The organism is Mycobacterium sp. IDUB_17 (genome assembly GCF_055419465.1).
In genome coordinates this window covers 99,187-120,579 of sequence record NZ_JBVAXS010000004.1, presented here as the reverse complement: position 1 = coordinate 120,579, position 21,393 = coordinate 99,187, and the positions used below count along the sequence as shown (strand labels likewise).

Sequence of the window (21,393 nt, the reverse complement as noted above, 5' to 3'; positions counted from 1 at the left end):
GCCCCGTCCCGGGCGGTCGGAGGCTCCGACCGAACAGATCCGGGCGCGCAGTCAGCCGCCGGAGGCCGCGACCGAGAAATTCAGGCCCCGAGAGCCCGCGACCGAGAAAATCGTGCAGAACCGTCCGCCGGTCGCGCCCCGGCCCGGGGGACCCCCTCCGCCGCCGCTGCCCCCGGTCGAGCCCAATCGGCCGCCGCCTGAGCCGGCGAAGCCGTCGTCACGGTGGCGCAGCCCGCAGGCGATCATCCTGGCCGCCGTCATGGTCGTCGCGCTTGTGATGATCGGGCTGACGGGCGCCGAACTGTACGCCCGGCACAAGGCCGGCTCGGTTCTCGTCGCCGTCGCCGAATGTGTGGTGGAGGACAACGCCTCGGTCTCGTTCGGGGTCAAGCCGCCTTTCCTGTGGCAGCACATCACCGGCCACTACACCAACATCTCGGTGGAAACCGGCGGCAAGCAGGTGCAGGCCGCCAAGGGCATGACGGCGGACGTGGCATTGTCCGACATCCGCTTACAGGGCACCGAGGACTCCAAGGGCACCATCGGATCGTTGAGCGCGACACTGACCTGGACAACTGCCGGGATCAAGAACACGGTGGCCGAGAACCTGCCCGGCGTCGGCTCCCTGGTCACCGATGTCAGCACCGATCCGTCCGCGGGCACCATCACCATGGAGGCGGTAGGGGACACCAAGGTGACTGCAAAACCGGTGGTGAACAACGGAAACCTCGATCTGCAGATCACCGACGTCAGCGGGCCCTTCGAGAAAGACACCGTGCAGACGGCGCTCGACAGCCTCATGACGAAGCTGAACGAGGCCTACCCGCTCGGGATTCATGCGGACAGCGTCTCGGTGACCGACTCCGGCGTGGTGGGCAAGTTCTCCAGCCAGAATGCGTCCATTCCCAACGACGAATCCAACGACGCCTGCTTCTCCAAGCTCTGATGCTCGCCCGATTCGCGACGGTCGGCGTGCTGACGCTCGCGGCGCTGTGCGGCGCTCCACTCGCCCGCGCGCAGGACCCGAGCCCGCTGCTGCCGTTGGTGGACGCCGCAGCGCAGCGCCTTCAGACCGCAGACCCTGTGGCCGCCAACAAGTTTCGCACCGGCGGACCGATCGAAGGCCCGCGCCGTGAACAGCAGGTCATCGATGCCACCACGGCCGAGGCCGGCAGTCGGCACATCGACCCGGCCTACGTGGGCCAGGTGTTCCGGGATCAGATCGACGCGACCGTCGCAGTGGAGCACGGTCTGTTCGAGCAATGGAAGCTGGATCCGGGAACCGCTCCCGCGAGCGCGCCCGATCTCGCGGCGTCGAGAACCGCCATCGATGCGCTCAACCACACGATGGTGAACGAGATCGCCGACCAGTGGCCGACCCTGCACTCACCGTCATGCCCGGGCGACCTGGCGAGCGCCGTCGATGGCGTGGCCGCGGCCCGAGATCTGGATCCGCTGTATCGGCGGGCGCTGGACTACGCCACCAGGTCCTATTGCCGCTGACGTCGGACCCAATCGGGAATTGACGTTTCTGTCGACGGTGCGCGGGTACTCCTTGCCGCAGGAGGTCTGGAAATGCCTACATGGAGTTGGATCGTCATCGCTGTAGTCGCCGTGGTGATCGTGCTGCTCGCGGTGGTCGTTGCCGCATCGATGATGCGTCAGAAGCGGAGCGAACGGCTCAAGGATCAGTTCGGGCCGGAGTATGAGCACGCCGTCGAAACAGCCGGTGGTCAGCGTGCCGGCGAGCGGGAACTGCGAGCGCGCGAACGCAAGCACGATAAGTTGGACGTCAAAGAGCTGACGCCGGAGTCCCGGGCGCGATACGTCGAGGCGTGGGGCGTGACGCAGACCGGGTTCGTCGACAATCCGTCGAGATCGGTCGGTGACGCCGATCGCCTGGTGACCGAGGTGATGCGCGAACGCGGTTATCCGATAGACGATTTCGAGCAGCGTGCCGCAGATGTGTCCGTGGATCACCCTGAAGTGGTCGAGCACTATCGGGCAGCGCACATCCTTCACCTGGCGCAAGAGCAGGGCGACATCGGAACCGAGGCGCAACGCGAGGCGATCGTCCACTATCGCGCGCTCTTCGAGCGATTGGTCGGAGTTGAACCCGCGACCCGTCAGACCCGTCAGCCCGAGATACGCGCCGAGGGGGAGCCCGGCACGGATTCGCCGAAGGAGGCGGGTGCGTAGGGCTACAAGCTGTCGACGATCGCGTTCTTCAGCGCCTCGGAACCTGTGCCGAACACCGCTTGAACGCTGTTACCGACCTCGATGACGCCTGCCGCGCCGAGGGCCTTCAGCCGGTCTTGGTCGACCTTGGTCTTGTCGGCCACTTCCATGCGGAGCCGGGTGATGCAGGCGTCGACATTGACGAGGTTCTCCCGGCCGCCGAACGCGGCGATGATCTGTTCGGCCTGAGTGTCTGCTCGCGCAGGTGCGGTGAGCGTGCCGGTGCCGCCGGTCGTCACGGTGGTGGCGGAATCGGCACCCTCGCCGAGGTTGGCCTGTTCCTCGGCCTCGAACTCCGTCTCTGGTTCGCGGCCGGGTGTGAGCATGTTCCACCTCTTGATCGCGACGTAGAACATCACGAAGTAGACGACCGAGAACACCGCTCCCATCACGACCAGCAGCCAGATGTTCTTCGCCGCGGGCGCACCGCCGTAGAGCAGCAGATCGAGGAGTCCGGCCGAGAACGAGAAGCCCAGGTGGATGTCGAGCAGATAGGCGATCGCCAGGGACAGCCCGGTCAGGACCGCATGGATGACGTAGAGCGGGAACGCCACGAACATGAACGCGAACTCGAGCGGTTCGGTCACGCCGGTCAGGAACGCGGTGAGGGCGGCCGCCGAGAGGATGCCGACCGCAACCTTGCGTTGCTTCTTGTTCGCGGCGAGGATCATCGCCAGCGCCGCGGCGGGTAGACCGAACATCAGCACCGGGTAGAACCCCGAGGTGAGGATGCCCGCGGTCGGGTCGCCCGCCGCGAACCGGGTGAGCTCACCGGTGACCACCGTGCCGTCCGCGTTCTGATAGTCGCCGTAGATGAACCACACGTAAGAGTTCGGGATGTGGTGCAGGCCCAGGGGAATCAGCATGCGGTTGGCGAATCCGTAGACGAATGCCCCCAGCGCGCCGCTGCCGCCGATGAACCGGCCGAGCCCGGTCAGTCCCGCGTCGAAGATCGGATAGAAGTAGCTCATCAGGAAGGCGATGAACAGACTCGCCAGGGACACCACGATCGGGACGAAACGTCGCCCGCCGAAAAAGCCGAGATAGGACGGTAATTGGATGGTGTGGTAGCGGTCGAACAGCCATGCCGTCACCAGACCCACCACGATTCCGGCGAACACGCTGTAGTTGATCTGGGCCTGATCGCCGGCCTTGTCCACTTCGCCGGCCAGCACGATGGGGGACATGGTCTTGAACACCGCGGCCATCACCAGATAACCGACCACCGCGGCCAGCGCCGTCGAGCCGTCGGCCTTGCGGGCGAAGCCGATCGCGACACCGACCGCGAAGAGCAGGGGCAGATTGGTGAACAGGGCATCGCCGGCGGCGCTCATCGCCTTGAAGAACGGGCCGATGACGGGGGAGTCGATCCGGCCCAGCAGGTCGGGTTGGCCCAGCCGCAGCAGGATGCCCGCGGCGGGCAACACGGCGATCGGCAACATGAGGCTCTTGCCGAGTCGTTGCAGCTGCGCGAAAGCGGGTATGTGCAGACCGGATTTCTCCTGTGCACCTTCAGATTTCGTCGTACCGCTCATCGCCTTCTCGCCCTCCTGGCCACCCGGCGCGACCCGCCGCGAAGCTGTGCGGAAGCTTAGACGAGAACCCGTAAACTCGCGGCCGTCTTTCGGTCACGCTCGTATTGTTGGGGCACGAGCCCCCCGCCACAAAGGAGCCGCACAGTGAGCAGCACGCGAGTACTCGCCCCGGTTGCCGGGCGCGCAGTGGCACTCCAGGATGTTCCGGACCCGGTGTTCTCGGCGGGCATGGTGGGGTACGGCGCCGCCGTGGACCCCCCACGGGGCGTGATCGACGCGGTTGCCCCGGTCAGCGGCAAGTTGTTGAAGCTGATGCCGCACGCCTACGTGATCATGACCGCCGACAATGTCGGCGTCCTGGTCCACCTCGGGTTGGACACCGTCGCGCTGAACGGCGAAGGCTTCACAGCACACGTGAGTCAGGGTGATGAGGTCACCGCCGGCCAGGTGGTGATCACCTACGACGTGCCGGCCGTCGAGGCCAAAGGCCTGAATCCGATTGTCCCCGTTGTGGTCATGGACGAGCGTGAGCCCGGCAATGTGACCGTGGCCGGGCCGGTGGCCGCCGGAGCCGACATCGACTCGGGTGCGGACCTTTTCACGGCGAACAAGTAGATGGAAGTCATCATCCTCGCCGATGCCGCGAAGATCGGCGGCGTGGCCGCGGATGCGGTCGGCGCGCTGTTGGACCGCAAACCGGACGCGGTTCTGGGCCTTGCCACCGGCTCGTCACCGCTGGCGATCTACGACGAGCTCGTCACGCGGTGTACCGCGGGGCAGATCTCGTTCCGGCAGGCCCGCGGGTTTACCCTCGACGAGTACGTCGGCCTGCCCGCCGACCATCTTGAGCGCTACCGCAACGTGATCGACACCGTGTTCGTCTCGCGCGTCGACTTCGCCCCGGGTGCGGTGCTGGGCCCCGACGGCCTGGCGAGCGACATTCCGGCGGCATGCGCGGCATACGAGGACGCCATCCGCGGCGCGGGCGGGGTCGACCTACAGATCCTCGGCATCGGCACCGATGGACACATCGGCTTCAATGAGCCCGGGTCCTCGCTGGCGTCACGCACCCGAATCAAGACGCTGACGCAGCAGACCCGCCTCGACAACGCCAGGTTCTTCGGAGGCGATCTGGACGCGGTGCCGACGCACTGCCTGACCCAGGGGCTGGCCACCATCATGGCGGCCCGGCACGTGATCCTGGTGGCGCTCGGCCGTAGTAAGGCCGAAGCGGTGCACCATCTGGTCGAGGGTGCCGTGAGTGCCATGTGGCCGGCGACCATCCTGCAGCATCACCCGCATGTCACGGTGCTGCTCGATGACGCTGCGGCACAGCGGCTTCAGCTCATCGGCTACTACCGTGAGACCTACCGCTCGAAACCGGATTGGCAGGGCATCTGAATGTTGCTGACCGCCGGCACGCTGATCACGGGCGCAGATCTGTTGCGGCCGGGATGGATTGACGTGTCCGGTGACCGGGTGACGGCGGTGGGTGCGGGTGCGCCACCCCGGCCCGCCGATCGTGATCTCGGCCCGGTGACCGTCGTGCCGGGTTTCGTCGACACCCATACGCACGGTGGTGGCGGCGGCAATTTCTCGGTCCCATCCGAGGCCGACACGTCGGCCGCTGTGGCGCTGCACCGGCGGCACGGCACCACCACCATGATCGCCTCCCTGGTCACCGCGAGCCCGGACGATCTGCTGCAACAGGTCGGTGCGCGGGCCGAGGACGTTCGGGCCGGGCGGATCGACGGAATCCACCTCGAAGGTCCGTGGCTGTCGACCGTGCGGTGCGGGGCCCATCAACCCGCGCTCATGCGCGACCCGGATCCGGCGGAGATCGACCGGGTGCTCAGCGCCGCCGCGGGGACGATCCGGATGGTGACGATCGCGCCCGAACGTAGCGGTGCGCTTGAGGCGATCCGGCAGTTCGTCGGCGCCGGTGTGGTGGTGGCCGTGGGTCATACCGAGGCGACCTACGAGCAGACCCGCGCAGCGATCGCAGCCGGTGCCACGGTGGGCACGCATCTGTTCAACGCCATGCGTCCGATCGACCGGCGCGAACCGGGCCCGGTGATCGCCCTGCTCGAAGACCCCGCCGTCACCGTCGAACTCATCACCGACGGGGTCCACATCGATCCGGCCATCTACCGGCACGTCACGCGTTCGGTCGGTCCGGATCGCGTTTCGCTGATCACCGACGCGATGGCGGCCACCGGCATGTCCGACGGGCGTTATCACCTGGGGCCGGTGCGGGTCGACGTGATGGACGGGGTCGCGTTCGTCGGCGGCACCGACACCATCGCCGGGAGCACGGCGACCATGGACCGGGTGGTTCGATTCGCCGTGGCCCATTGCGGGTTGACGAGTGACGAGGCTCTGCTGCTCGGTGTTCGCCAGGCGTCGATCAACCCGGCGCGGGCGCTGGGCCTTCCCGGTGGCGGCCTGATCCCCGGGGCCGCAGCCGATCTCGTGGCACTGGATGCGGATCTGACCGTCGCCGCGGTGATGCGCCGAGGCGTGTGGGAGCTGGAACCGGCGGCGTAGTCGCCCAATGGGCATGTGGGCCCGAGAAGTGTTTTCTGAGGCAAGGATTCGCGTTGCTGCGGCGGTGATTAGCCGTTACGAATTCTTGCACCGGCGTACCGTCACCCGGGTAACGCCGCAGAGCATCTGGGGGTCGTTCTTGCCGGACTGGCCGTTTGTCGCACGGGATTCCGAACTGCGCGAAGCCGCGCAGGCGTTGCGGGGCGGCGCCCGCGGGGTGGTCTTGGCAGGTAAGGCCGGAGTGGGAAAGTCGGCGCTGGCCCGCGTACTGGCTGAGGGCCTTGAGACAGACGGTTGCGCCGTCCGGTATGTGCTGGGCACCGAGACCGGGCAGGCGGTGCCGCTCGGGGCATTTCGCCACGCGCTCACCCTGACCGACGCGCGTGACCCGACGGTGATGCTCGCCGTGGCACATGAGATGTTGGCCACCGATCCCGACCTCGTCATCGTGGTCGATGACGCTCAGCACCTCGACCCGTTGTCGGCGCTGTTGGTCCAGCAACTGGCCGTGCACGGCGCGCCGAGGCTGATCGTCACCATCGGGAACGGCGCGGCTCCGTCCGATGCGGTGACCGCCTTGTGGAAAGAACAGCTGTTGCTGCGGTTGGACCTCGAACCCTTCACCCGGGAGCAGACCGCTGAGTTGGCTGCCGCGGTGTTGGGCGGCGAAGTCGACGAGCGTGCGGTCGGAGAACTGCACCGGTTCTCCTCGGGAAGTCCGCTCTACCTCCGGGGTTCGCTCAACGCGGCCCTGGGCGACGCGGTGTTCGTCTGCGAGCAGGGACGCTGGCGGTTGCGCGGGCAGCTGCGGGCGAGTGCCGATCTGCACGCACTGATCAATTCGCGGTTCGACACCCTCACACCGGACGAACGCGACGTGATGGAGGTGGTCTCCACCGCCGAGGTGCTCGACTGGGACGTGTTGGTGGGAGCCTGCGACCTCGACGCGATCGCCAGGCTCGAGCGCAGGGGAGCGATCCAGGTGCTCAACGACGCGGCCTGCACCCTCGTGCAGCCCGGCCACCCCATCATCGGTGAGGTGGCCCGCAGCCGGTGCCCGAAAACCCGTTCCCGGCAGATCAATACGCAGTTGGCGGCCCTGCTGGGCGCGCACCTGGAATCGCCGAACAACGGCCGGCTCCCTGACGTCCGGGGACGCATACAGCTGGCACGATTCATGGCGGGAGGCAATGGTCCGGCCGATCCGGGCGCCATCGCCGACGCCGCGGCCAGTGCGGTCACGATGTCCAATCTGGCGCTGGGAGAAGAACTGGCGCGATACGCACTGGATCACGGCGCCGGGGTGCCCGCGGCGATCGTCCTGGCCGACGCGATGAGCTGGCAGGGCCGCGGCGAGCAGGCCGAGGAGTTACTGGCCCGGTCGGTGCCACCGGCCGACGACGAACCGATGCTGGCGCGTTGGGGCTGCCTGCGGGCATCCAACCTGTTCTTCGGGTGTGCCCGACCTGACGCCGCGCGTTCCGCACTCGCCATGATTCGGCGGCAGGTGCACTGCCCGCAGACGTTGAGCCTGGTCGTGGCGATGGAGGCGGTTTTCGCGTTCTTCGCCGGTGAGCTTGCCGGTGCGATCACGCTGGGCATCGAAACACTCGGCGCTGAGGCGTGGTCGATGGCCAACAGGTCGACGGCCGACGTATGGGCGGCACTGGCCACCTCGAGTGCGCTGGCCTTGTCTGGTCGCCCGGGTGAGGTCGCCATGGTGGCGCAGGCGGGTGAATTGGCCGCCGAGGATTGCGAGTCGGGGCCGCAGCGTTACTGGCTGGCCTTTGCACAGGTCGCGGCGGCCGCGGCCGAAGGGGATCTGGCACGGGCGCAGCGGGTCTGTGACCGCTACGCGGTGTTGGCGGCCGGTTCTCCGCAGGCCGAGGCCATCGTCACCGCGCTGAGTGGGCGGGTGGCGTTGGCCCGCGGCTGTCTGCCTTCGGCGGGTGAAGCACTGCAGGCCGCGGTGTGGACCACCCCGCAGGTACTCCCGCCGGGGTGGTTGATGGTGGTCGCCGCGTGGCTGGCCCAAGCCGAGGGGATGCGCGGTAACGGCTCCGCCGCGGGCGCCGCGTTGCTACAGGCCGAGTCTGCCGCGGTCGGGCCGCTTGAGGTGTTCCGGCCCGAGCTGGAGTTGGCCAGAGCCTGGACGGCGGCAGCGAACGGTGACACGGGATCGGCCGTGGACCACGCTGCCCGGGCGGCGCAGTGCGCCAAAGCGGGCGGAATGAACACGGTCGAGCTCACGGCCCTGCACACAGCGTTGCGATTCGGGCAGACCGCGGGTGACCGCAGGATCCAGCAACTGGCGCGCCGCCATGGTGGCCGGCTGGCCGAGGCCATCGCCGCACACAGCCGCGGCCTCGCCCGCCATGATCCTGATCAACTCGTCGCGGCCACGGACCGGTTCGAGGCGATCGGTGCGTTGGGGCTGGCCGCCGATGCGGCCGCCCACGCGGCCAGGGAGTATGCCGGGGCCGGCTGCCGTGGCGGTGAATTGGAATCGGCTGCCAGGGCACTGTGGCTGTCGGGCCAGAGTGGTGCGATGACGCCGGCCCTGTGCTGCGCCGGAGACCCGCTGCCGCTCACCGAGCGTGAGTGGGAGATCGCCACTCTCGTCGGTATCGGGATGAGCAACCGCCAGATCGCCGGCAAGTTGTGCGTGTCGGTGCGCACCGTCGACGGACATCTGTACCGCATGTTCGCCAAGCTCGGTGTGGAGGACCGCGACCACCTGGCCCGGCTGGCGCGCTTCGGCCCGGCCAGTTGATCAGGCGGGGTGTTCGGGGTCCTCACTGGAACTCCGGGCACCCACGAATTCGAGGAGACGCGGATCTGTGGAGGTGAACCGGTCCGCTTCCTCGCCGCCGTCGCATCGCAGTAACGCGATCGTGAGGCTGTCGGCGGTGCGGGTGAGGACGCGCCAGTGTGCGCCGGAATCCTCCCAGCGCTGTAGATCTGCCAACCGGTCCGGGCCCATGCCTCCTACGATGGCATGTCATGGCCCCAAAAAACCGGGTGCGGGTGGCCCGTGTGTACACCGAACCGGAACCCGATGAGGGGCAGCGGGTCCTGGTCGACCGATTGTGGCCCCGGGGCCTGAAGAAGACCGATCTGCGGGTAGGGCGTTGGCTGCGCTCGGTTGCCCCGTCCACGGAGTTGCGTCACTGGTACGACCATAAGCCGGAGCGGTATGACGAGTTCGTCGCGCGCTACACCCAGGAGTTGCAGTCCGGCGAGGAGGCCGCGGCTCTCGATGAGTTGCGGGCGTTGGTCAGCGACGGCCCGGTCACCTTGGTGACCGCCACCCGTGAACTCGACCTCAGCCACCTGACCGTGCTGGCCAAGCTGCTGACCTGAGCTTCGAGCCCGGAGGAAGGTAAACCTACCCTCATTCGCTGCGGTAGGCTCGGCGCTCAAATGAGCGATATCGATACCGACGTGACCGACGTGCCGGGGGCCCCCGTACTGAAGCGCGAGCTGACCGACATCACCGCCGAGGTGCGCGCCGTCGAGGCCCCTCGCACCCCGGTCCTGGCTGAGCCGTACGACATCCGTCCGGCCGACGCCGGTGCCGACGCCGAGCTGGTGTCGGAGTGGATGAACCGCCCGCACCTGGTGGAGGCCTGGGAGTACGACTGGGCGCCGGAGCGCTGGCGCCGGTACCTGCAGGCTCAGCTCGACGGTGAATACTCACGGCCTTTCATCGCGAGCTTCCGCGGGAAGCCCGTCGGGTACATCGAGTTGTACCGGGCGGCCAAGGATTCCATCGCGCCCCGCTACGCCGCCGATCCGTACGACATCGGCATGCATGCCGCGATCGCCGATCTGAGATTCGTCAACCGCGGCATCGGCCCGATCCTGTTGCCGCGCATCGTGGCCAACGTGTTCGAACTCGAACCGAACTGCCGGCGGGTCATGTTCGATCCGGATCATCGCAACACCGGCGCCCGGCGGGTGTGCGAATGGGCGGGGTGTGAATTCCTGGGCGAGCACCAGATGTCCAACCGGCGGATGGCCCTCTATGCGCTGCCGCGCACACCCGACGACGCCCTCGGCGCCGCCGGGTAACTCCGACAACCGGTTCAGGCGCCGGCGAATTCGGCGTAGCCGTCGTAATCGGGCTTCATGGCCGCGGCCACCAGCTCCCACAGCACCTCATCGGTGCCACCACCGACGCGGGCCAGCTTCATGTCGCGCCACCACTTGCCCAGCGGCGTCTCGTCGACGAGATAGCCTGAGCCGCCGAAGATGTGCATGCACTCCGACGCGACCTCCTCGCCCAGCCGTGCGGCGGTCACCTTGAAGGCGGCGGCGGCTCGGAGATCGAGCTTGCCCTGCGCGGCTGCCCCGGCCAGGGCGTAACGCAGCAGGTCGACGCGAGCCTGCAGATCGGCGATCCGCATCCGCAGCGCCTGGTGCTCATAGAGGGTGTGGCCGAACTGCCGGCGTTTCATCATGCGTGCCAACGTGATTCCGAGGATCCGTTGTGAACCTGCGGCGACCTGTCCGGCGATCGACATGCGTTCGTGGGCCAACCCCCAGGAGATCGCCGCCAGCCCGGTGCCGGCCCTGGCCACCAGATGATCGGCGGGCACCCACGTGTCGATGTGCACCGCAGCAGTGGCCAGCGGGCCGTTGCCGACCTTGCGATAGGGCGGCTGGATCTCGACCGCCGAGGTCGGCACCGCGATGACGACGACGTTGCCGTGCCTGCTGGTCGGATCGTGGTCGACGCTTCGGGCCACCACCATGATGTGGTCGGCGATCGTCGACAGGGACACGAACTTCTTGATGCCCTTGATCTCGAATCCGTCTCGGGCCGTGCGGACTTCGGTCTCCACGATCTGCAGGTCCGAACCCCCGGATTCCTCGGAGGCCGCGATGCACAGCACGGCTTCGCCGTGGACGGCCTGTTCGCAGATGGTGCGCAGGTGATCGGATTTGCCGAAGCGGCGTAGCAGGGCGATGGCCGAATCATGCAGGCTGACACCCACACCGATACCCGAGGAACCGGTCCGGCCCAGTGCGGCGGCCAGTTCGATCAGCTTGGCCACGTCGGGTTGTTGACCGTCACCCCACTTCTCGCTGAACACCCCGTTGCGGCCGAGGTGTTCGATGAGCCGGCGCGGAAAGCTCTCGGTCTCTTCGGCTTCGGCGGTCCAGGCCTTGACCTGATCGTCGAAAACCCGATCCAGCAGGTCTCGGTACTCCTCGACCGTGGTGGTGGCCGGCGTTGGCGTGAGCGCGGTCATGACTTCGCTGTCTCCAATTGTCGTTTGACCTCCAGGCGGCGCAGCTTGCCCGAGGAGGTGCGGGGGAGCGACCCCGGCGTCAGGAACACCACGTCGGCGGGCACGATGCCGCACTCGGATGCCACCTGTTGGATGACCTGGCTGCGGGCCCCGGCCTCGTCGGGTCCACGGAACTCGGCCGCGATCACCAGGCCGGAGCGGACCGACTTCTCGCCGGCACCCACGGCCACGACGGCGCCTTCCCGAACGCCCTTGACCTGAGCGGCAACTCGCTCGATCTCGGTGGGGAAGATGTTGCGCCCGGCCACCGTGATCAGTTCCTTGGTGCGCCCGCAGACCACCAGTCCGCCGTCGACGAAGTAGCCGAGATCGCCGGTGGCGAACCAGTCGTCAGGCTTCAGCGGTGGCTGACCGAGGTAGCCCGACATCATCGAGGTGCCGCGGATCTCGATCTCGCCCACCTCGCGGTCGACGATGCCCGCGTTGTCCTCGCCGGGCCGCAGGCGCACTTCCATCCCACCGATGGCGTCACCGAGCACGGCGAGCTGCTGCCGATTGGACCCGGCGTCCGTCGCGACGGTGATCTCGTCGAGGACCACACCGTGCCCCGGCACGGGAACCGTGACCGCGCAGGATGATTCGGCCATCCCATAGGACGGTGAGAGGGCGCCGGGGTTGAAGCCGAAGCGGGACAGTTCGGTGCCGAACCGGCTCGTCGCCTCGCAATCCACCGGCTCGCCGCCGTTGAGCGCGAACCGCAGGGCCGACAGGTCCAGATCGGTCAGGCGTCTGGAGTACTTGCCGATCAGGCCGTAGGCCATGTTCGGCGCGGCGGTCAGGGTGGCGCGGCTCTCGGTGAGCCACCGCACCCAGCTGAACGGTGAGGCTGCGAAGGCCATTGTCGGGGCCTGCCACACCTCGATGCCGTTGACCGCTCCGGCCAGCAGGAAGGTCAGTCCCATGTCGTGGTACAGCGGCAGCCATGAGCATCCGATGTCGCTGTGCGACAAGCTGATCCGATCGCTGAGCCCACGTAGGTTGGCCAGCACCGCCGATGGCGTCAGCTGGGCGGTGCGAGGAGTGCCGGTGGAGCCGGCGGTGCCCTGCAGGACCGCGACCGGGCCGGTTCCCGGCGCCAGCGTGGTGGAGCGTTGAGCGTGGGCGACGACGGCGTCGTCGTGGATCCTCAGCGAGGTCTCGGCCGTCCGCAGCAGATCCAGGTGGGCGCCGTGGCTGAATACCGTGCCCGCGCCGATGTCGGAGAGCCGGTTCACCGTGGACTGCGCCCAGGTATTCGCGTCCGCGCCCCGGATCGGGCCGGGCAGTACGGACAGTGCCGCGCCGGCCAGCAGAGCGCCGAGGACCGTTGCGATGCCCTCCACGGTGGGCTCACCGACCACGCCGACTGCGGTCGAACCGTCCTGGCCGATCTGTTCGGCGACGTTCTCGGCGCGCGTGTACACCTGGCCCCATGGATGGCGGGCCCAGGTGCGTGTCTCGTGGTCGTAGACCACGAGGTCGGCGTCGGTGGTGGTCAGCGACGCGGCGAGCGCCGTGGCCAGCACGCTCACTGGCTGCTCTGCGCGGCAGGCACTTTCGCCAGGATGGCCGCCTCGAGATCACCGACGGTGTCGCAGCTGAGCAGGTCCTCTTCGGACAGGGCGACCCCGAGCTTGTCCTCGATCGCCACCATGCCGACGGCGAACGCCACCGAGTCCAGGCCGACGTCGTCGATGAGTCGGGATTCCCTGGTCACCCGGCGGACATCGACATTCATGTCGTCACGAAGGATATCGGTGAGAGCGGCGCTGACCGCTTCGGGTGTTGTCGACTGCATGGGGTGGCACGGTACACGCCGGAGGAAAGGTAGGCTAGCCTTACCGGGCCGCCTGTGAGGTCAGTAACTGAAGCGCGCCAGATCGGTCCCGCCGTGCCGGTGTCCGGCATCGACAACCGTTGCCGAGGGCACCATCTCGGCGCTGACCACGCCGTGCTCGCGGGTGATTTCGTCGACGATCTCGAACGATGCGGCGATCCGGTCGGGGGTGTCCACCACGATGGTCGTCACCGGGACGTGCCGTCCCATCTGGAAAAGCTTGTCCCCGCGGGGTTTACCGTCATCGCTGTAACCCCAGACCCCACGCAGCACCGTCGCGCCGCCGGCCACATTGGACTCCAGCAGCCTGCGGACGATGGCCCGGTGGATCGGCACCCCGTCATGTTGTGCGGTTTCGGCGGTGTGGACCATCAGCTTCTGCCACAGCGGACGGCCCTGAGCGTCGGCGCCGGGCAGCGCGGCCGGCCGGGTCAGCAGCTGCCCGCCCTGCTTGCACAGTTGCGCCCGTTCGACGGTGAGCAGCGGGTTCTCCAGCAGCTCGGTGAGTTCGCCCAGCACCGCATTCACCTGCGCCCCGGTTCCCAGCCCGATGATCATGAGCGGCACCTCGGCATTGCGGCTGAAGAACGCGGCGCGTCGACGCTGGCCGTGGGCGGTCCCGTCCACCCCGAGAAACACCGTGGTCGCGGCGAAGCCGCGCCGGTGCAGCAGATCGCACACCGCGCGGTAGGCCGGAATACCGGCGACCCGGTGATGACGGCCGACGTACACCGTCAGCTTGCAGACGTCGGTAACCGTTGGGGCCGGCGACTGGCGGCGGACCAGCTGGGCCCGCTCCAGGGTGATCAGGCCACGGGGAAGCAGCTCCACCGTCTGCTCGGCCAGCGCGGAGATCTTGTCGGCCGCATCGACAGCGGCGATCGCGACCGGGGGATCCTCTGAGGCACTCAGTGTCTCGTCGGTGCGCAGGTGGTGGTGTGGACCGAAGCTGGAGATCCCGCGCAGCATCACGCTGATCGCGATGTCGCTGGCTCCGTACAGGTCCAGGAGCGCATCGGCGACGAAGCGGTGCTCGTGGCGCAGCCGCTCGGCGAAGTACGCGGTCAGCTTGAGGTAGTCGGTGGTGGTCACAGCCGGCTCCCCAGTGACATGCCGAGCCACGCCGCGGCCAGGCCGAGTACCACGCTGACGACGATGTTGCCGACCGCGGGCCAGATCCGGCGCTCCTCGCCCAGGCGCTGGGTTTCCAGCATCCAGGTGGAGAACGTCGTATAGGAGCCGACGAATGCGGTGCCGGCCAGCAGCGCGGCGTGCCGGTCCAGGGCCAGGCCGCCGAGGAAGCCGAGCAGGAAGGCGCCGCTCAGGTTCACCGCCAGGGTGCCGAACGGGAACCCCCGGGTGTGGCGTGCGGACACCGCACGGTCGAGCAGGAACCGGCAGACCGCCCCGACGCCGCCGAGCAGCATCACCCCGGCCCAGACGACGGCGGTCATCGCACCGCGGCCCGGCGCACCAGAGCGGTAGCGAGGACCACCGCGAGTAGACCGGCGGCGATGCTGGCGGCGGTGTAGCCCGCGGCCAATGCCCAGTTTCCGTGCTCGAGCATCGTGATCGTCTCGACCTGCATCGTGGAGAACGTGGTCAGCCCGCCGCACACCCCGGTACCCAGCAGCGGCCGTCGGTAACTCGACACCGGCAGCCGCTCCAGCAGTCGCGTGGTGAAGTACCCCAGCATGAACGCGCCGATGATGTTCACGATGAACGTCGGCCACGGCCAATGGCCGGGTTGAGGTGCCGCGAGCACCGCCAGGACGGCGCGCGCCAGCGTGCCCAGGGCGCCGCCGACGAAGACCGCGGCCAATTCTCGGGGGTCATGGCCAAACATGAAGTAAAAGTATGGCGGCAACTGCGCGACTGGCGGGCACCGACATCCGTTCGGGAGCAGAATCGGGAACCATGGCTGCCAATCCCCGTGCCGGGCAACCGGCTCAACCCGAGGATCTGATCGACATCGCCGCGGTGGTGACCGCCTACTACACCAGGCGGCCCGACCCCGATGACATTGCGCAGCAGGTGGTGTTCGGTACCTCCGGGCACCGCGGCTCCAGTCTGGATACGGCGTTCAACGAAGGCCACATCCTGGCCACCACCCAGGCCATCGTCGAGTACCGGGCTGCACAGGGCACCACGGGCCCGTTGTTCCTCGGCCGCGACACCCACGCCCTGTCGGAACCGGCCTGGGCCTCGGCACTCGAGGTGCTGGCCGCCAACGATGTTGTGGCGATGATCGATTCGGCCGATCGCTATACCCCGACCCCCGCGGTCAGCCACGCCATCCTGACGTTCAACCGCGGCCGTGACGCCGACCTGGCCGACGGCATCGTCGTCACCCCGTCGCACAACCCACCGCGCGACGGCGGCTTCAAGTACAACCCACCCAACGGCGGTCCCGCCGATACCGATGCCACCGGGTGGATTGCCAAGCGCGCCAACGAGATCCTGCGTGAGGGCTTCAAATCGGTCAAACGCATGCCGCTGTCGCGGGCGTTGCAGATGGCCCAGCGCCACGACTACCTGGACGCCTATGTCGCGGACCTGGCGAATGTGGTGGATCTGCACGCGATCCGGGCCGCGGGCATCCGCATCGGTGCCGACCCGCTCGGCGGGGCCAGCGTGGACTACTGGGGCGCGATCGCCGAGCGGTACGACCTGGACCTGACCGTGGTGAACCCGCTCGTCGATGCGACGTGGCGGTTCATGACCCTGGACACCGACGGCAAGATCCGGATGGACTGCAGCTCACCGAATGCCATGGCTGGGCTCATCGCCAACCGGGATTCCTATCAGATCGCCACCGGCAACGACGCCGACTCCGATCGGCACGGCATCGTCACCCCGGATGGCGGGCTGATGAATCCCAACCACTATCTGGCCGTGGCGATCGACTACCTCTACACCCACCGGCCGAACTGGCCGGCGGCCACCGCGGTGGGCAAGACCGCGGTGAGCAGTTCGATCATCGACCGGGTGGTGGCCGGGCTGGAGCGCAAGCTGGTCGAGGTGCCGGTCGGGTTCAAGTGGTTCGTGGACGGGCTGATCGGCGGCGGCATCGGTTTCGGCGGCGAGGAGAGTGCCGGGGCGTCGTTCCTGCGAATGGACGGGTCGACGTGGACCACCGACAAGGACGGCATCATCCTGGCGCTGCTGGCTTCGGAGATCCTGGCGATCACCGGGTCGACGCCGTCGCAGCGGTATGCCGAACTGGCCGAACGCTACGGGTCGCCCACGTATGCGCGCATCGACGCGCCGGCCGACCGCGAGCAGAAGGCGCGGCTGGCGAAACTGTCGCCCGAGCAGGTCAGCGCCACCGAGCTGGCTGGCGAACCCATCACCGCGAAGCTGACCTCCGCGCCGGGCAACGGCGCGCCGCTGGGCGGGCTGAAGGTCACGACGGAGAACGCCTGGTTCGCGGCCCGACCGTCGGGCACCGAGGATGTCTACAAGATCTACGCCGAGTCCTTCCTCGGCCCCGACCATCTTGCGGAGGTGCAGGAGGCCGCCAAGGACGTGGTTAATACAGTCATTGGGTGAGCGTTACGGAGGATGACTGTCAGACCAGGGCGAAGCTACCTGGTGAAGTCTGGGTCCTGATCGTCGCCAACGCCGTCATCGCGCTCGGCTACGGCGTGGTGGCGCCGGTGCTGCCGGCCTACGCTCGCCACTTCGGGGTCAGCATCAGCGCCGCGACGTTCGTCATCACTGCGTTCGCACTGATGAGGCTGTGTTTCGCGCCGGCCACCGGTGTGCTGATCCAGCGGCTGGGCGAGCGTCGGATCTACGTGTGGGGTCTGCTGATCGTCGCCGTCACCACCGGTGCCTGTGCGTTCGCGCAGACGTATTGGCAGCTGCTGCTGTTCCGGTCGCTGGGCGGGATCGGCTCGACGATGTTCTTCGTGTCGGCGCTGGGGCTGATGATCCGGATCAGCCCGGAGGACGCCCGCGGCCGCGTGGCCGGCATGTTTTCCTCGGCGTTCCTGGTCGGGTCGGTCGGCGGGCCGGTGCTGGGGAGCATGACCGCGGGTCTGGGCCTGAGCGCTCCGTTCGTCATCTACGGCGCCGCTCTGTTGGTGGCGGCCGCGGTGGTGTTCATCAGCCTGCGGCACTCGTCGTTGGCCGCGCCCGCGCCGGATGAGGGTGCCAAGGTGACCGTCCGCACGGCGCTGCGCAACCGCGCCTACCGGGCGGCGTTGTTGTCGAACTTCGCCACCGGGTGGTCGGCCTTCGGGCTCCGAATTGCCTTGGTGCCGTTGTTCATCGTCGACGTGTTGCATCGCAGTCCCGGGATGGCGGGGCTGGCGCTGGCCACTTTCGCCGTCGGCAACGTGTCCGCGGTGATCCCCAGCGGGTATCTGTCCGACCGGGTGGGGCGACGCCATCTGCTGATCGTCGGGCTCACCGCGGCCGGGATCTCGACCGTGATGGTCGGGTTCACCGACGGGCTGACGCTGTTCCTGGTGAGTGCCTACATCGCGGGCTTCTCGACCGGCATCTTCACCGCACCGCAGCAGGCTGCGGTGGCCGACATCATCGGCAACAAAGCCCGTGGCGGCACCGCGGTGGCGACGTTCCAGATGATGGCCGACGTCGGATCGGTCGGCGGGTCGCTGCTGGTCGGGCTGATCGCGCAGTACCTGTCGTTCTCGTGGGCCTTCGTGATCAGTGGGGTGATCCTGCTGGTGGCCGCGGTGGGCTGGGTCTTCGCTCCGGAGACCCGCGGGCGGCCGTCTGCCGAGCACACCCCGGCCCGTGCGCTGGGCCCAGAGGCCGGTGGAGAGGTTCCCTGACCAGCGATTTTGAATGGGGGGTAGCGGTGGTGTAACTTCGTGGAGCACGGAAAACGGGGCTATGGCGCAGTTGGTAGCGCACCACACTGGCAGTGTGGGGGTCAGGGGTTCGAATCCCCTTAGCTCCACGTTTGAAAAACCCGCTCTGACTTCGGTCAGGGCGGGTTTTTTGGTTTGCTGCCGGGTTCTGTTTTTCAGTGAATATTCACAGCGAACCGTGCGTTCACGCAACGGGTATGAGGCGTTTGATGAGGCGTGCGGGGACAGCGGGCGAGAGGTTCCAGACGGCCGCGTTGTCGATCCCTGAATAGGCGGGTATGCCGTCGACGAGTAGGCCCGGAACGCGTGACTCGCCGAGCTCGTCGGCTGACCACGTGAACAGTGCGTCGATGCGTGGGCGGATCAGCCCGACGTCGAGGACGTGGCCGAAGCTGTGTTCAGCGTCCACGAAGTCCGAGAGGTTCCCCTGTAGCGGGTACGTGTCCGGCAGAACTCGCGAGAGGGACAGGAAGATGCCGGTCATGCCGAGGCGCGGGTCGCCGAGCAAGGGGGCCAGCGGGGCGCACCAGCCGAGCGCGAGACGGGGCGCTGAGACGAGTGCGTGAGCGAACAGCACCCGCACCAGCACCAGGTTGATGAAGAACCGCTCGATCGGGTTCTCCTTCGCCGCCAGCTGTTCATGGTCGAGATAGGCCGCGACCACAGCGGCGTTGTGGGCGCGGTACCAATTGTGAACCGTTGGGCACCGGGCGAATTCGATGCACAGCCGTGCGCTGGGTGAGGATGCCTCGTTCTTGTACCCCTCCAGAACCGCCCTGGATTCAGCGGTGTCGTGAAGCAGTCGCTCGTTCACCGCGCGCCACCACGGGCTTCCTGGTGGAATCTCGCCGGCCGGCCGGGCGGGATTGAGCAGCCCGCGGCGGAACTGCCAGTCCATGAACGCCAAGGCCGCGCGGCGGTAAGGCAGATGGTCGCCCCGTCGGTTCGGAGAGCCCTCGTAGAGCGCGGCCATCAGGGCGACCCGTCCGGCCGGGTCGTCGCGGACGGTTGCCACCTGGTCGGCGGCGCGGTCGGCGGCGCTCTTCATCAGGAGAAATTCTGCCTCGGAACAGTGGCGCAGGCGGCGTTCCCGCAGGAGCCGCACCAAGTCGGACAAGACCTTGCGGGCCGCTTCGACCCGCGACCGTCGCCGCACGCCCTGCGCCACCCCTATGTCGGCTGTTTTCCGTACCTCTGCTGAGCGCCTAGCATTTGTGTAGCCCCAAGGGAGGCGAAATGAGCGGACCCGAGGACCTCGACTTCTTTACCGACAAGTCGCTAGTCGATAACCCCTACGACTATTACGACGCCCTCCGCCGTTGCCCTTTACGGCGCGAGCCGGCGCACGGCGTAGTGATGGTGTCGGGGTACGACGAGGCCATCGCCGTGCAGCGCGACACGGAGGAGATCTTCTCGGTATGCAATATCGTCAGCGGACCATGGTCGGGGATTCCGATCGCAGCCGACAGCGATGACGTCTCGGATCTGATCGAGCGGTACCGCGACAGGGTTACATTCGGCGACTACTTCATTACGTTCGATCCTCCGCGACACACCGCACACCGCTCGCTGTTGAACCGGCTGTTTACGCCGAGGCAACTCAAGAACAACGAGGAATTTTTGTGGCGTCTTGCCGATGAGCAACTCGACCATGTTGTTGCGGATGGCAAGTGCGAGATCGTCGTCGACTACAACTTTCCGTTCACCCTCGACGCGATTACCGACCTGCTTGACGTGCCCCAGGCCGACCGTGAGCGATTCCGCCGCGCGGCGATAGCCAGCAGGCTCGAAGGCGAACGCAGCGGTTTCGTTGGTGTGAAAGAGGAGTGGTTCGTCGACTACATCGAGGAACGTCGGCGCGAGCCGCGCGACGACGTCCTCACTGAGCTTGCGCTGGCAAAGTTTCCAGACGGCACGACACCCGAGGCCATCGACGTCGCCCGTGTCGCCACGTTCATGTTCGCCGCCGGCCACGGCACGACGATCGACCTGCTGAGTCTCGCGATGCTGATGCTGGCGGAGCGACCGGACTTGCAACAGCAGCTGCGCGAGGACACGTCAAAGATCCCCGGCTTTATCGAGGAGATGCTGCGCTTCGAAAGCCCGATCAAATCGAACTTCCGCATGGCGCGGCGCAGTACCAAGATCGGCGACGTCGATGTGCCGGCCGGTACCAGTTTGCTGGTGATGAACGGTGCTGCGAACCGCGATCCGCGACGGTTCGACGAGCCCGGAGAGTTCCGCCTCGACCGTCCAAACGTATTGCACCACATCGCGTTCGGTCGTGGTATTCACACTTGTCCGGGGGCTCCGATTGCACGCGCCGAAGTGCGGGTGAGCCTGGAACGTATCCTTGACCGGATGGCCGACATTCGGCTTTCAGAGGCCGAGCACGGTTCTGCAGGCGCGCGTCGATTCAAATGGGACCGCACCGTTCTGTTCAGGCGCCTCAAGGAATTGCACCTCGAGTTCACTCCGGTTCACTGAACATTTCCTTGGTGAACACCGACGATCGCGGTCGAGTAGGCAATTGTCAACCAACGGAACGGCTGGGATCTGTGAACTAGCAAGCAAATCCGGGCTGCGCTTCAACCTCTGGGTGGGTATCCGAGGGCGGGACATCGTCTCGCCGGATGTTTGGTCCAACGCCCGCCCGGGAATTTGAACTTAGGTTCGGGGGTCTTCGTAACATCTGTTAGGAGGACGCTTACGACGAACATCGCTAGTGCGCTGGCAGCCCCGGCTGATCAATGGACTCGTCGTCGAATCGGACCACCCGAGCCGCCTGCCCGATCTGTTGGTGCGTCACCGAGGACGCCCAGCGGCTCGCACGGACTCGGGCGAACCGATGACGAGAGGCGGCGAGCCATGCTGGGCACGACCTCCCGGCAACCCGCGTGGCGCACCGAAGTGTGGCCGTCTGAATCACGCCGAAAACCCCGCCCACTCGGCTGCCCTCCAGCGGGGCTTGGCCCTGGTCACGGCGACGCGGGGGTTGGAGAACACATGAGCGTCAACCTTTTTGACGACAACGAAGGCAGCTCTTTCGACTTGGCCGTACACGGGGAAGCGGACCAACCGACAAGGGTCAGGCG

The 21,393-nt window shown here is 67.3% G+C and carries 21 protein-coding genes and 1 tRNA gene; 13 read left to right on the top strand and 9 right to left on the bottom strand.

Features of this window, described 5'->3' with window-relative positions; genetic code table 11:
• The first annotated feature begins 112 nt into the window (after positions 1 to 112).
• The 3 genes from ACZYZ7_RS18085 (at position 113) to ACZYZ7_RS18075 (ending at position 2,199) form a co-directional block, all read left to right on the top strand.
• Positions 113 to 946 (top strand): LmeA family phospholipid-binding protein, encoded by an 834-nt coding sequence (locus tag ACZYZ7_RS18085; RefSeq protein ID WP_463741472.1) that lies wholly within the window; start codon positions 113 to 115, stop codon positions 944 to 946.
• Complete coding sequence (locus ACZYZ7_RS18080) at positions 946 to 1,503, top strand: chorismate mutase (RefSeq protein WP_463741471.1); 558 nt, start codon at positions 946 to 948, stop codon at positions 1,501 to 1,503. The genes ACZYZ7_RS18085 and ACZYZ7_RS18080 overlap by 1 nt, the downstream gene beginning before the upstream one ends.
• Before the next feature lie 72 nt (positions 1,504 to 1,575).
• On the top strand, positions 1,576 to 2,199 hold the full coding sequence (locus ACZYZ7_RS18075) for a hypothetical protein (RefSeq protein ID WP_463741470.1): 624 nt from the start codon (positions 1,576 to 1,578) through the stop codon (positions 2,197 to 2,199).
• A gap of 2 nt (positions 2,200 to 2,201) precedes the next feature.
• Here ACZYZ7_RS18075 and ACZYZ7_RS18070 read toward each other — a convergent pair whose 3' ends face one another.
• A complete protein-coding gene (locus ACZYZ7_RS18070) occupies positions 2,202 to 3,773 on the bottom strand; it encodes a PTS transporter subunit EIIC (RefSeq protein WP_450072833.1) in 1,572 nt (523 codons plus the stop codon).
• 144 nt (positions 3,774 to 3,917) lie between these two features.
• On the opposite strand from ACZYZ7_RS18070, the gene ACZYZ7_RS18065 reads away from it, so the two are divergent.
• From ACZYZ7_RS18065 to ACZYZ7_RS18050, 4 genes are all read left to right on the top strand, one after another.
• Positions 3,918 to 4,388 carry a PTS sugar transporter subunit IIA gene (locus ACZYZ7_RS18065; protein WP_135453406.1) on the top strand — a complete coding sequence of 157 codons (471 nt, stop codon included), beginning with the start codon at positions 3,918 to 3,920 and terminating at the stop codon, positions 4,386 to 4,388.
• Positions 4,389 to 5,174 (top strand): glucosamine-6-phosphate deaminase, encoded by a 786-nt coding sequence (gene nagB / locus ACZYZ7_RS18060; protein ID WP_450072835.1) that lies wholly within the window; start codon positions 4,389 to 4,391, stop codon positions 5,172 to 5,174.
• Entirely contained in the window at positions 5,175 to 6,320 is a 1,146-nt protein-coding gene (gene nagA, locus ACZYZ7_RS18055) for an N-acetylglucosamine-6-phosphate deacetylase (RefSeq protein WP_463741469.1), read from the top strand.
• Between the two features lie 64 nt (positions 6,321 to 6,384).
• On the top strand, positions 6,385 to 9,093 hold the full coding sequence (locus ACZYZ7_RS18050) for a helix-turn-helix transcriptional regulator (RefSeq protein WP_463741468.1): 2,709 nt from the start codon (positions 6,385 to 6,387) through the stop codon (positions 9,091 to 9,093).
• Here ACZYZ7_RS18050 and ACZYZ7_RS18045 read toward each other — a convergent pair whose 3' ends face one another.
• Positions 9,094 to 9,303: a hypothetical protein gene (locus ACZYZ7_RS18045; protein ID WP_463741467.1), complete on the bottom strand. Its 210-nt coding sequence runs from the start codon at positions 9,301 to 9,303 to the stop codon at positions 9,094 to 9,096.
• Positions 9,304 to 9,323: 20 nt separating this feature from the next.
• Between ACZYZ7_RS18045 and ACZYZ7_RS18040 the strand changes: the two genes are divergently transcribed.
• Positions 9,324 to 9,683 carry a DUF488 domain-containing protein gene (locus ACZYZ7_RS18040; protein WP_463741466.1) on the top strand — a complete coding sequence of 120 codons (360 nt, stop codon included), beginning with the start codon at positions 9,324 to 9,326 and terminating at the stop codon, positions 9,681 to 9,683.
• A gap of 60 nt (positions 9,684 to 9,743) precedes the next feature.
• Entirely contained in the window at positions 9,744 to 10,394 is a 651-nt protein-coding gene (locus tag ACZYZ7_RS18035) for a GNAT family N-acetyltransferase (RefSeq protein ID WP_463741465.1), read from the top strand.
• A 14-nt stretch (positions 10,395 to 10,408) separates the two neighbouring features.
• Here the strand turns inward: ACZYZ7_RS18035 and mbtN are convergent, their stop codons facing one another.
• The 6 genes from mbtN to crcB (ACZYZ7_RS18005) are packed head-to-tail and all read right to left on the bottom strand — an operon-like array spanning position 10,409 to position 15,300.
• Complete coding sequence (gene mbtN, locus ACZYZ7_RS18030; RefSeq protein ID WP_463741464.1) at positions 10,409 to 11,578, bottom strand: mycobactin biosynthesis acyl-ACP dehydrogenase MbtN; 1,170 nt, start codon at positions 11,576 to 11,578, stop codon at positions 10,409 to 10,411.
• A complete protein-coding gene (gene mbtM / locus ACZYZ7_RS18025) occupies positions 11,575 to 13,140 on the bottom strand; it encodes a long-chain-fatty acid--ACP ligase MbtM (RefSeq protein ID WP_463741704.1) in 1,566 nt (521 codons plus the stop codon). The genes mbtN and mbtM overlap by 4 nt, the downstream gene beginning before the upstream one ends.
• Before the next feature lie 5 nt (positions 13,141 to 13,145).
• Complete coding sequence (locus tag ACZYZ7_RS18020; protein WP_463741463.1) at positions 13,146 to 13,415, bottom strand: acyl carrier protein; 270 nt, start codon at positions 13,413 to 13,415, stop codon at positions 13,146 to 13,148.
• A gap of 60 nt (positions 13,416 to 13,475) precedes the next feature.
• Complete coding sequence (locus tag ACZYZ7_RS18015) at positions 13,476 to 14,546, bottom strand: DUF190 domain-containing protein (protein ID WP_463741462.1); 1,071 nt, start codon at positions 14,544 to 14,546, stop codon at positions 13,476 to 13,478.
• Positions 14,543 to 14,908: a fluoride efflux transporter CrcB gene (gene crcB, locus ACZYZ7_RS18010; protein ID WP_450072842.1), complete on the bottom strand. Its 366-nt coding sequence runs from the start codon at positions 14,906 to 14,908 to the stop codon at positions 14,543 to 14,545. The genes ACZYZ7_RS18015 and crcB (ACZYZ7_RS18010) overlap by 4 nt, the downstream gene beginning before the upstream one ends.
• Positions 14,905 to 15,300, bottom strand: coding sequence for a fluoride efflux transporter CrcB (crcB, locus tag ACZYZ7_RS18005; protein ID WP_135453418.1), 396 nt, complete (start codon positions 15,298 to 15,300; stop codon positions 14,905 to 14,907). The genes crcB (ACZYZ7_RS18010) and crcB (ACZYZ7_RS18005) overlap by 4 nt, the downstream gene beginning before the upstream one ends.
• Positions 15,301 to 15,371: 71 nt before the next feature.
• Here crcB (ACZYZ7_RS18005) and pgm point away from each other — a divergent pair, with 71 nt between their 5' ends.
• The 3 genes from pgm to ACZYZ7_RS17990 all read left to right on the top strand — a co-directional run bounded on the left by pgm (position 15,372) and on the right by ACZYZ7_RS17990 (position 18,387).
• Entirely contained in the window at positions 15,372 to 17,006 is a 1,635-nt protein-coding gene (gene pgm, locus ACZYZ7_RS18000; protein WP_463741461.1) for a phosphoglucomutase (alpha-D-glucose-1,6-bisphosphate-dependent), read from the top strand.
• Positions 17,003 to 18,259: an MFS transporter gene (locus ACZYZ7_RS17995; RefSeq protein WP_463741460.1), complete on the top strand. Its 1,257-nt coding sequence runs from the start codon at positions 17,003 to 17,005 to the stop codon at positions 18,257 to 18,259. The genes pgm and ACZYZ7_RS17995 overlap by 4 nt, the downstream gene beginning before the upstream one ends.
• Before the next feature lie 55 nt (positions 18,260 to 18,314).
• Positions 18,315 to 18,387: transfer RNA gene (locus ACZYZ7_RS17990), tRNA-Ala, on the top strand.
• Positions 18,388 to 18,482: 95 nt separating this feature from the next.
• Here the strand turns inward: ACZYZ7_RS17990 and ACZYZ7_RS17985 are convergent.
• Positions 18,483 to 19,346, bottom strand: coding sequence for a hypothetical protein (locus ACZYZ7_RS17985; RefSeq protein WP_463741459.1), 864 nt, complete (start codon positions 19,344 to 19,346; stop codon positions 18,483 to 18,485).
• 188 nt (positions 19,347 to 19,534) lie between these two features.
• Between ACZYZ7_RS17985 and ACZYZ7_RS17980 the strand changes: the two genes are divergently transcribed.
• Entirely contained in the window at positions 19,535 to 20,785 is a 1,251-nt protein-coding gene (locus tag ACZYZ7_RS17980; protein ID WP_463741458.1) for a cytochrome P450, read from the top strand.
• The last annotated feature ends 608 nt before the right edge of the window (positions 20,786 to 21,393 follow it).

Bases quoted from the DNA above. Each gene is read 5' to 3' on its own strand.
- ACZYZ7_RS18080 (WP_463741471.1), top strand. From the start codon at position 946: ATGCTCGCCCGATTCGCGACGGTCGGCGTGCTGACGCTCGCGGCGCTG.
- ACZYZ7_RS18075 (WP_463741470.1), top strand. From the start codon at position 1,576: ATGCCTACATGGAGTTGGATCGTCATCGCTGTAGTCGCCGTGGTGATC.
- ACZYZ7_RS18070 (WP_450072833.1), bottom strand. From the start codon at position 3,773: ATGAGCGGTACGACGAAATCTGAAGGTGCACAGGAGAAATCCGGTCTG.
- nagB (WP_450072835.1), top strand. From the start codon at position 4,389: ATGGAAGTCATCATCCTCGCCGATGCCGCGAAGATCGGCGGCGTGGCC.
- nagA (WP_463741469.1), top strand. From the start codon at position 5,175: ATGTTGCTGACCGCCGGCACGCTGATCACGGGCGCAGATCTGTTGCGG.
- ACZYZ7_RS18045 (WP_463741467.1), bottom strand. From the start codon at position 9,303: ATGGGCCCGGACCGGTTGGCAGATCTACAGCGCTGGGAGGATTCCGGC.
- ACZYZ7_RS18040 (WP_463741466.1), top strand. From the start codon at position 9,324: ATGGCCCCAAAAAACCGGGTGCGGGTGGCCCGTGTGTACACCGAACCG.
- ACZYZ7_RS18035 (WP_463741465.1), top strand. From the start codon at position 9,744: ATGAGCGATATCGATACCGACGTGACCGACGTGCCGGGGGCCCCCGTA.
- mbtN (WP_463741464.1), bottom strand. From the start codon at position 11,578: ATGACCGCGCTCACGCCAACGCCGGCCACCACCACGGTCGAGGAGTAC.
- ACZYZ7_RS18020 (WP_463741463.1), bottom strand. From the start codon at position 13,415: ATGCAGTCGACAACACCCGAAGCGGTCAGCGCCGCTCTCACCGATATC.
- crcB (WP_450072842.1), bottom strand. From the start codon at position 14,908: ATGACCGCCGTCGTCTGGGCCGGGGTGATGCTGCTCGGCGGCGTCGGG.
- crcB (WP_135453418.1), bottom strand. From the start codon at position 15,300: ATGTTTGGCCATGACCCCCGAGAATTGGCCGCGGTCTTCGTCGGCGGC.
- pgm (WP_463741461.1), top strand. From the start codon at position 15,372: ATGGCTGCCAATCCCCGTGCCGGGCAACCGGCTCAACCCGAGGATCTG.
- ACZYZ7_RS17985 (WP_463741459.1), bottom strand. From the start codon at position 19,346: ATGAAGAGCGCCGCCGACCGCGCCGCCGACCAGGTGGCAACCGTCCGC.
- ACZYZ7_RS17980 (WP_463741458.1), top strand. From the start codon at position 19,535: ATGAGCGGACCCGAGGACCTCGACTTCTTTACCGACAAGTCGCTAGTC.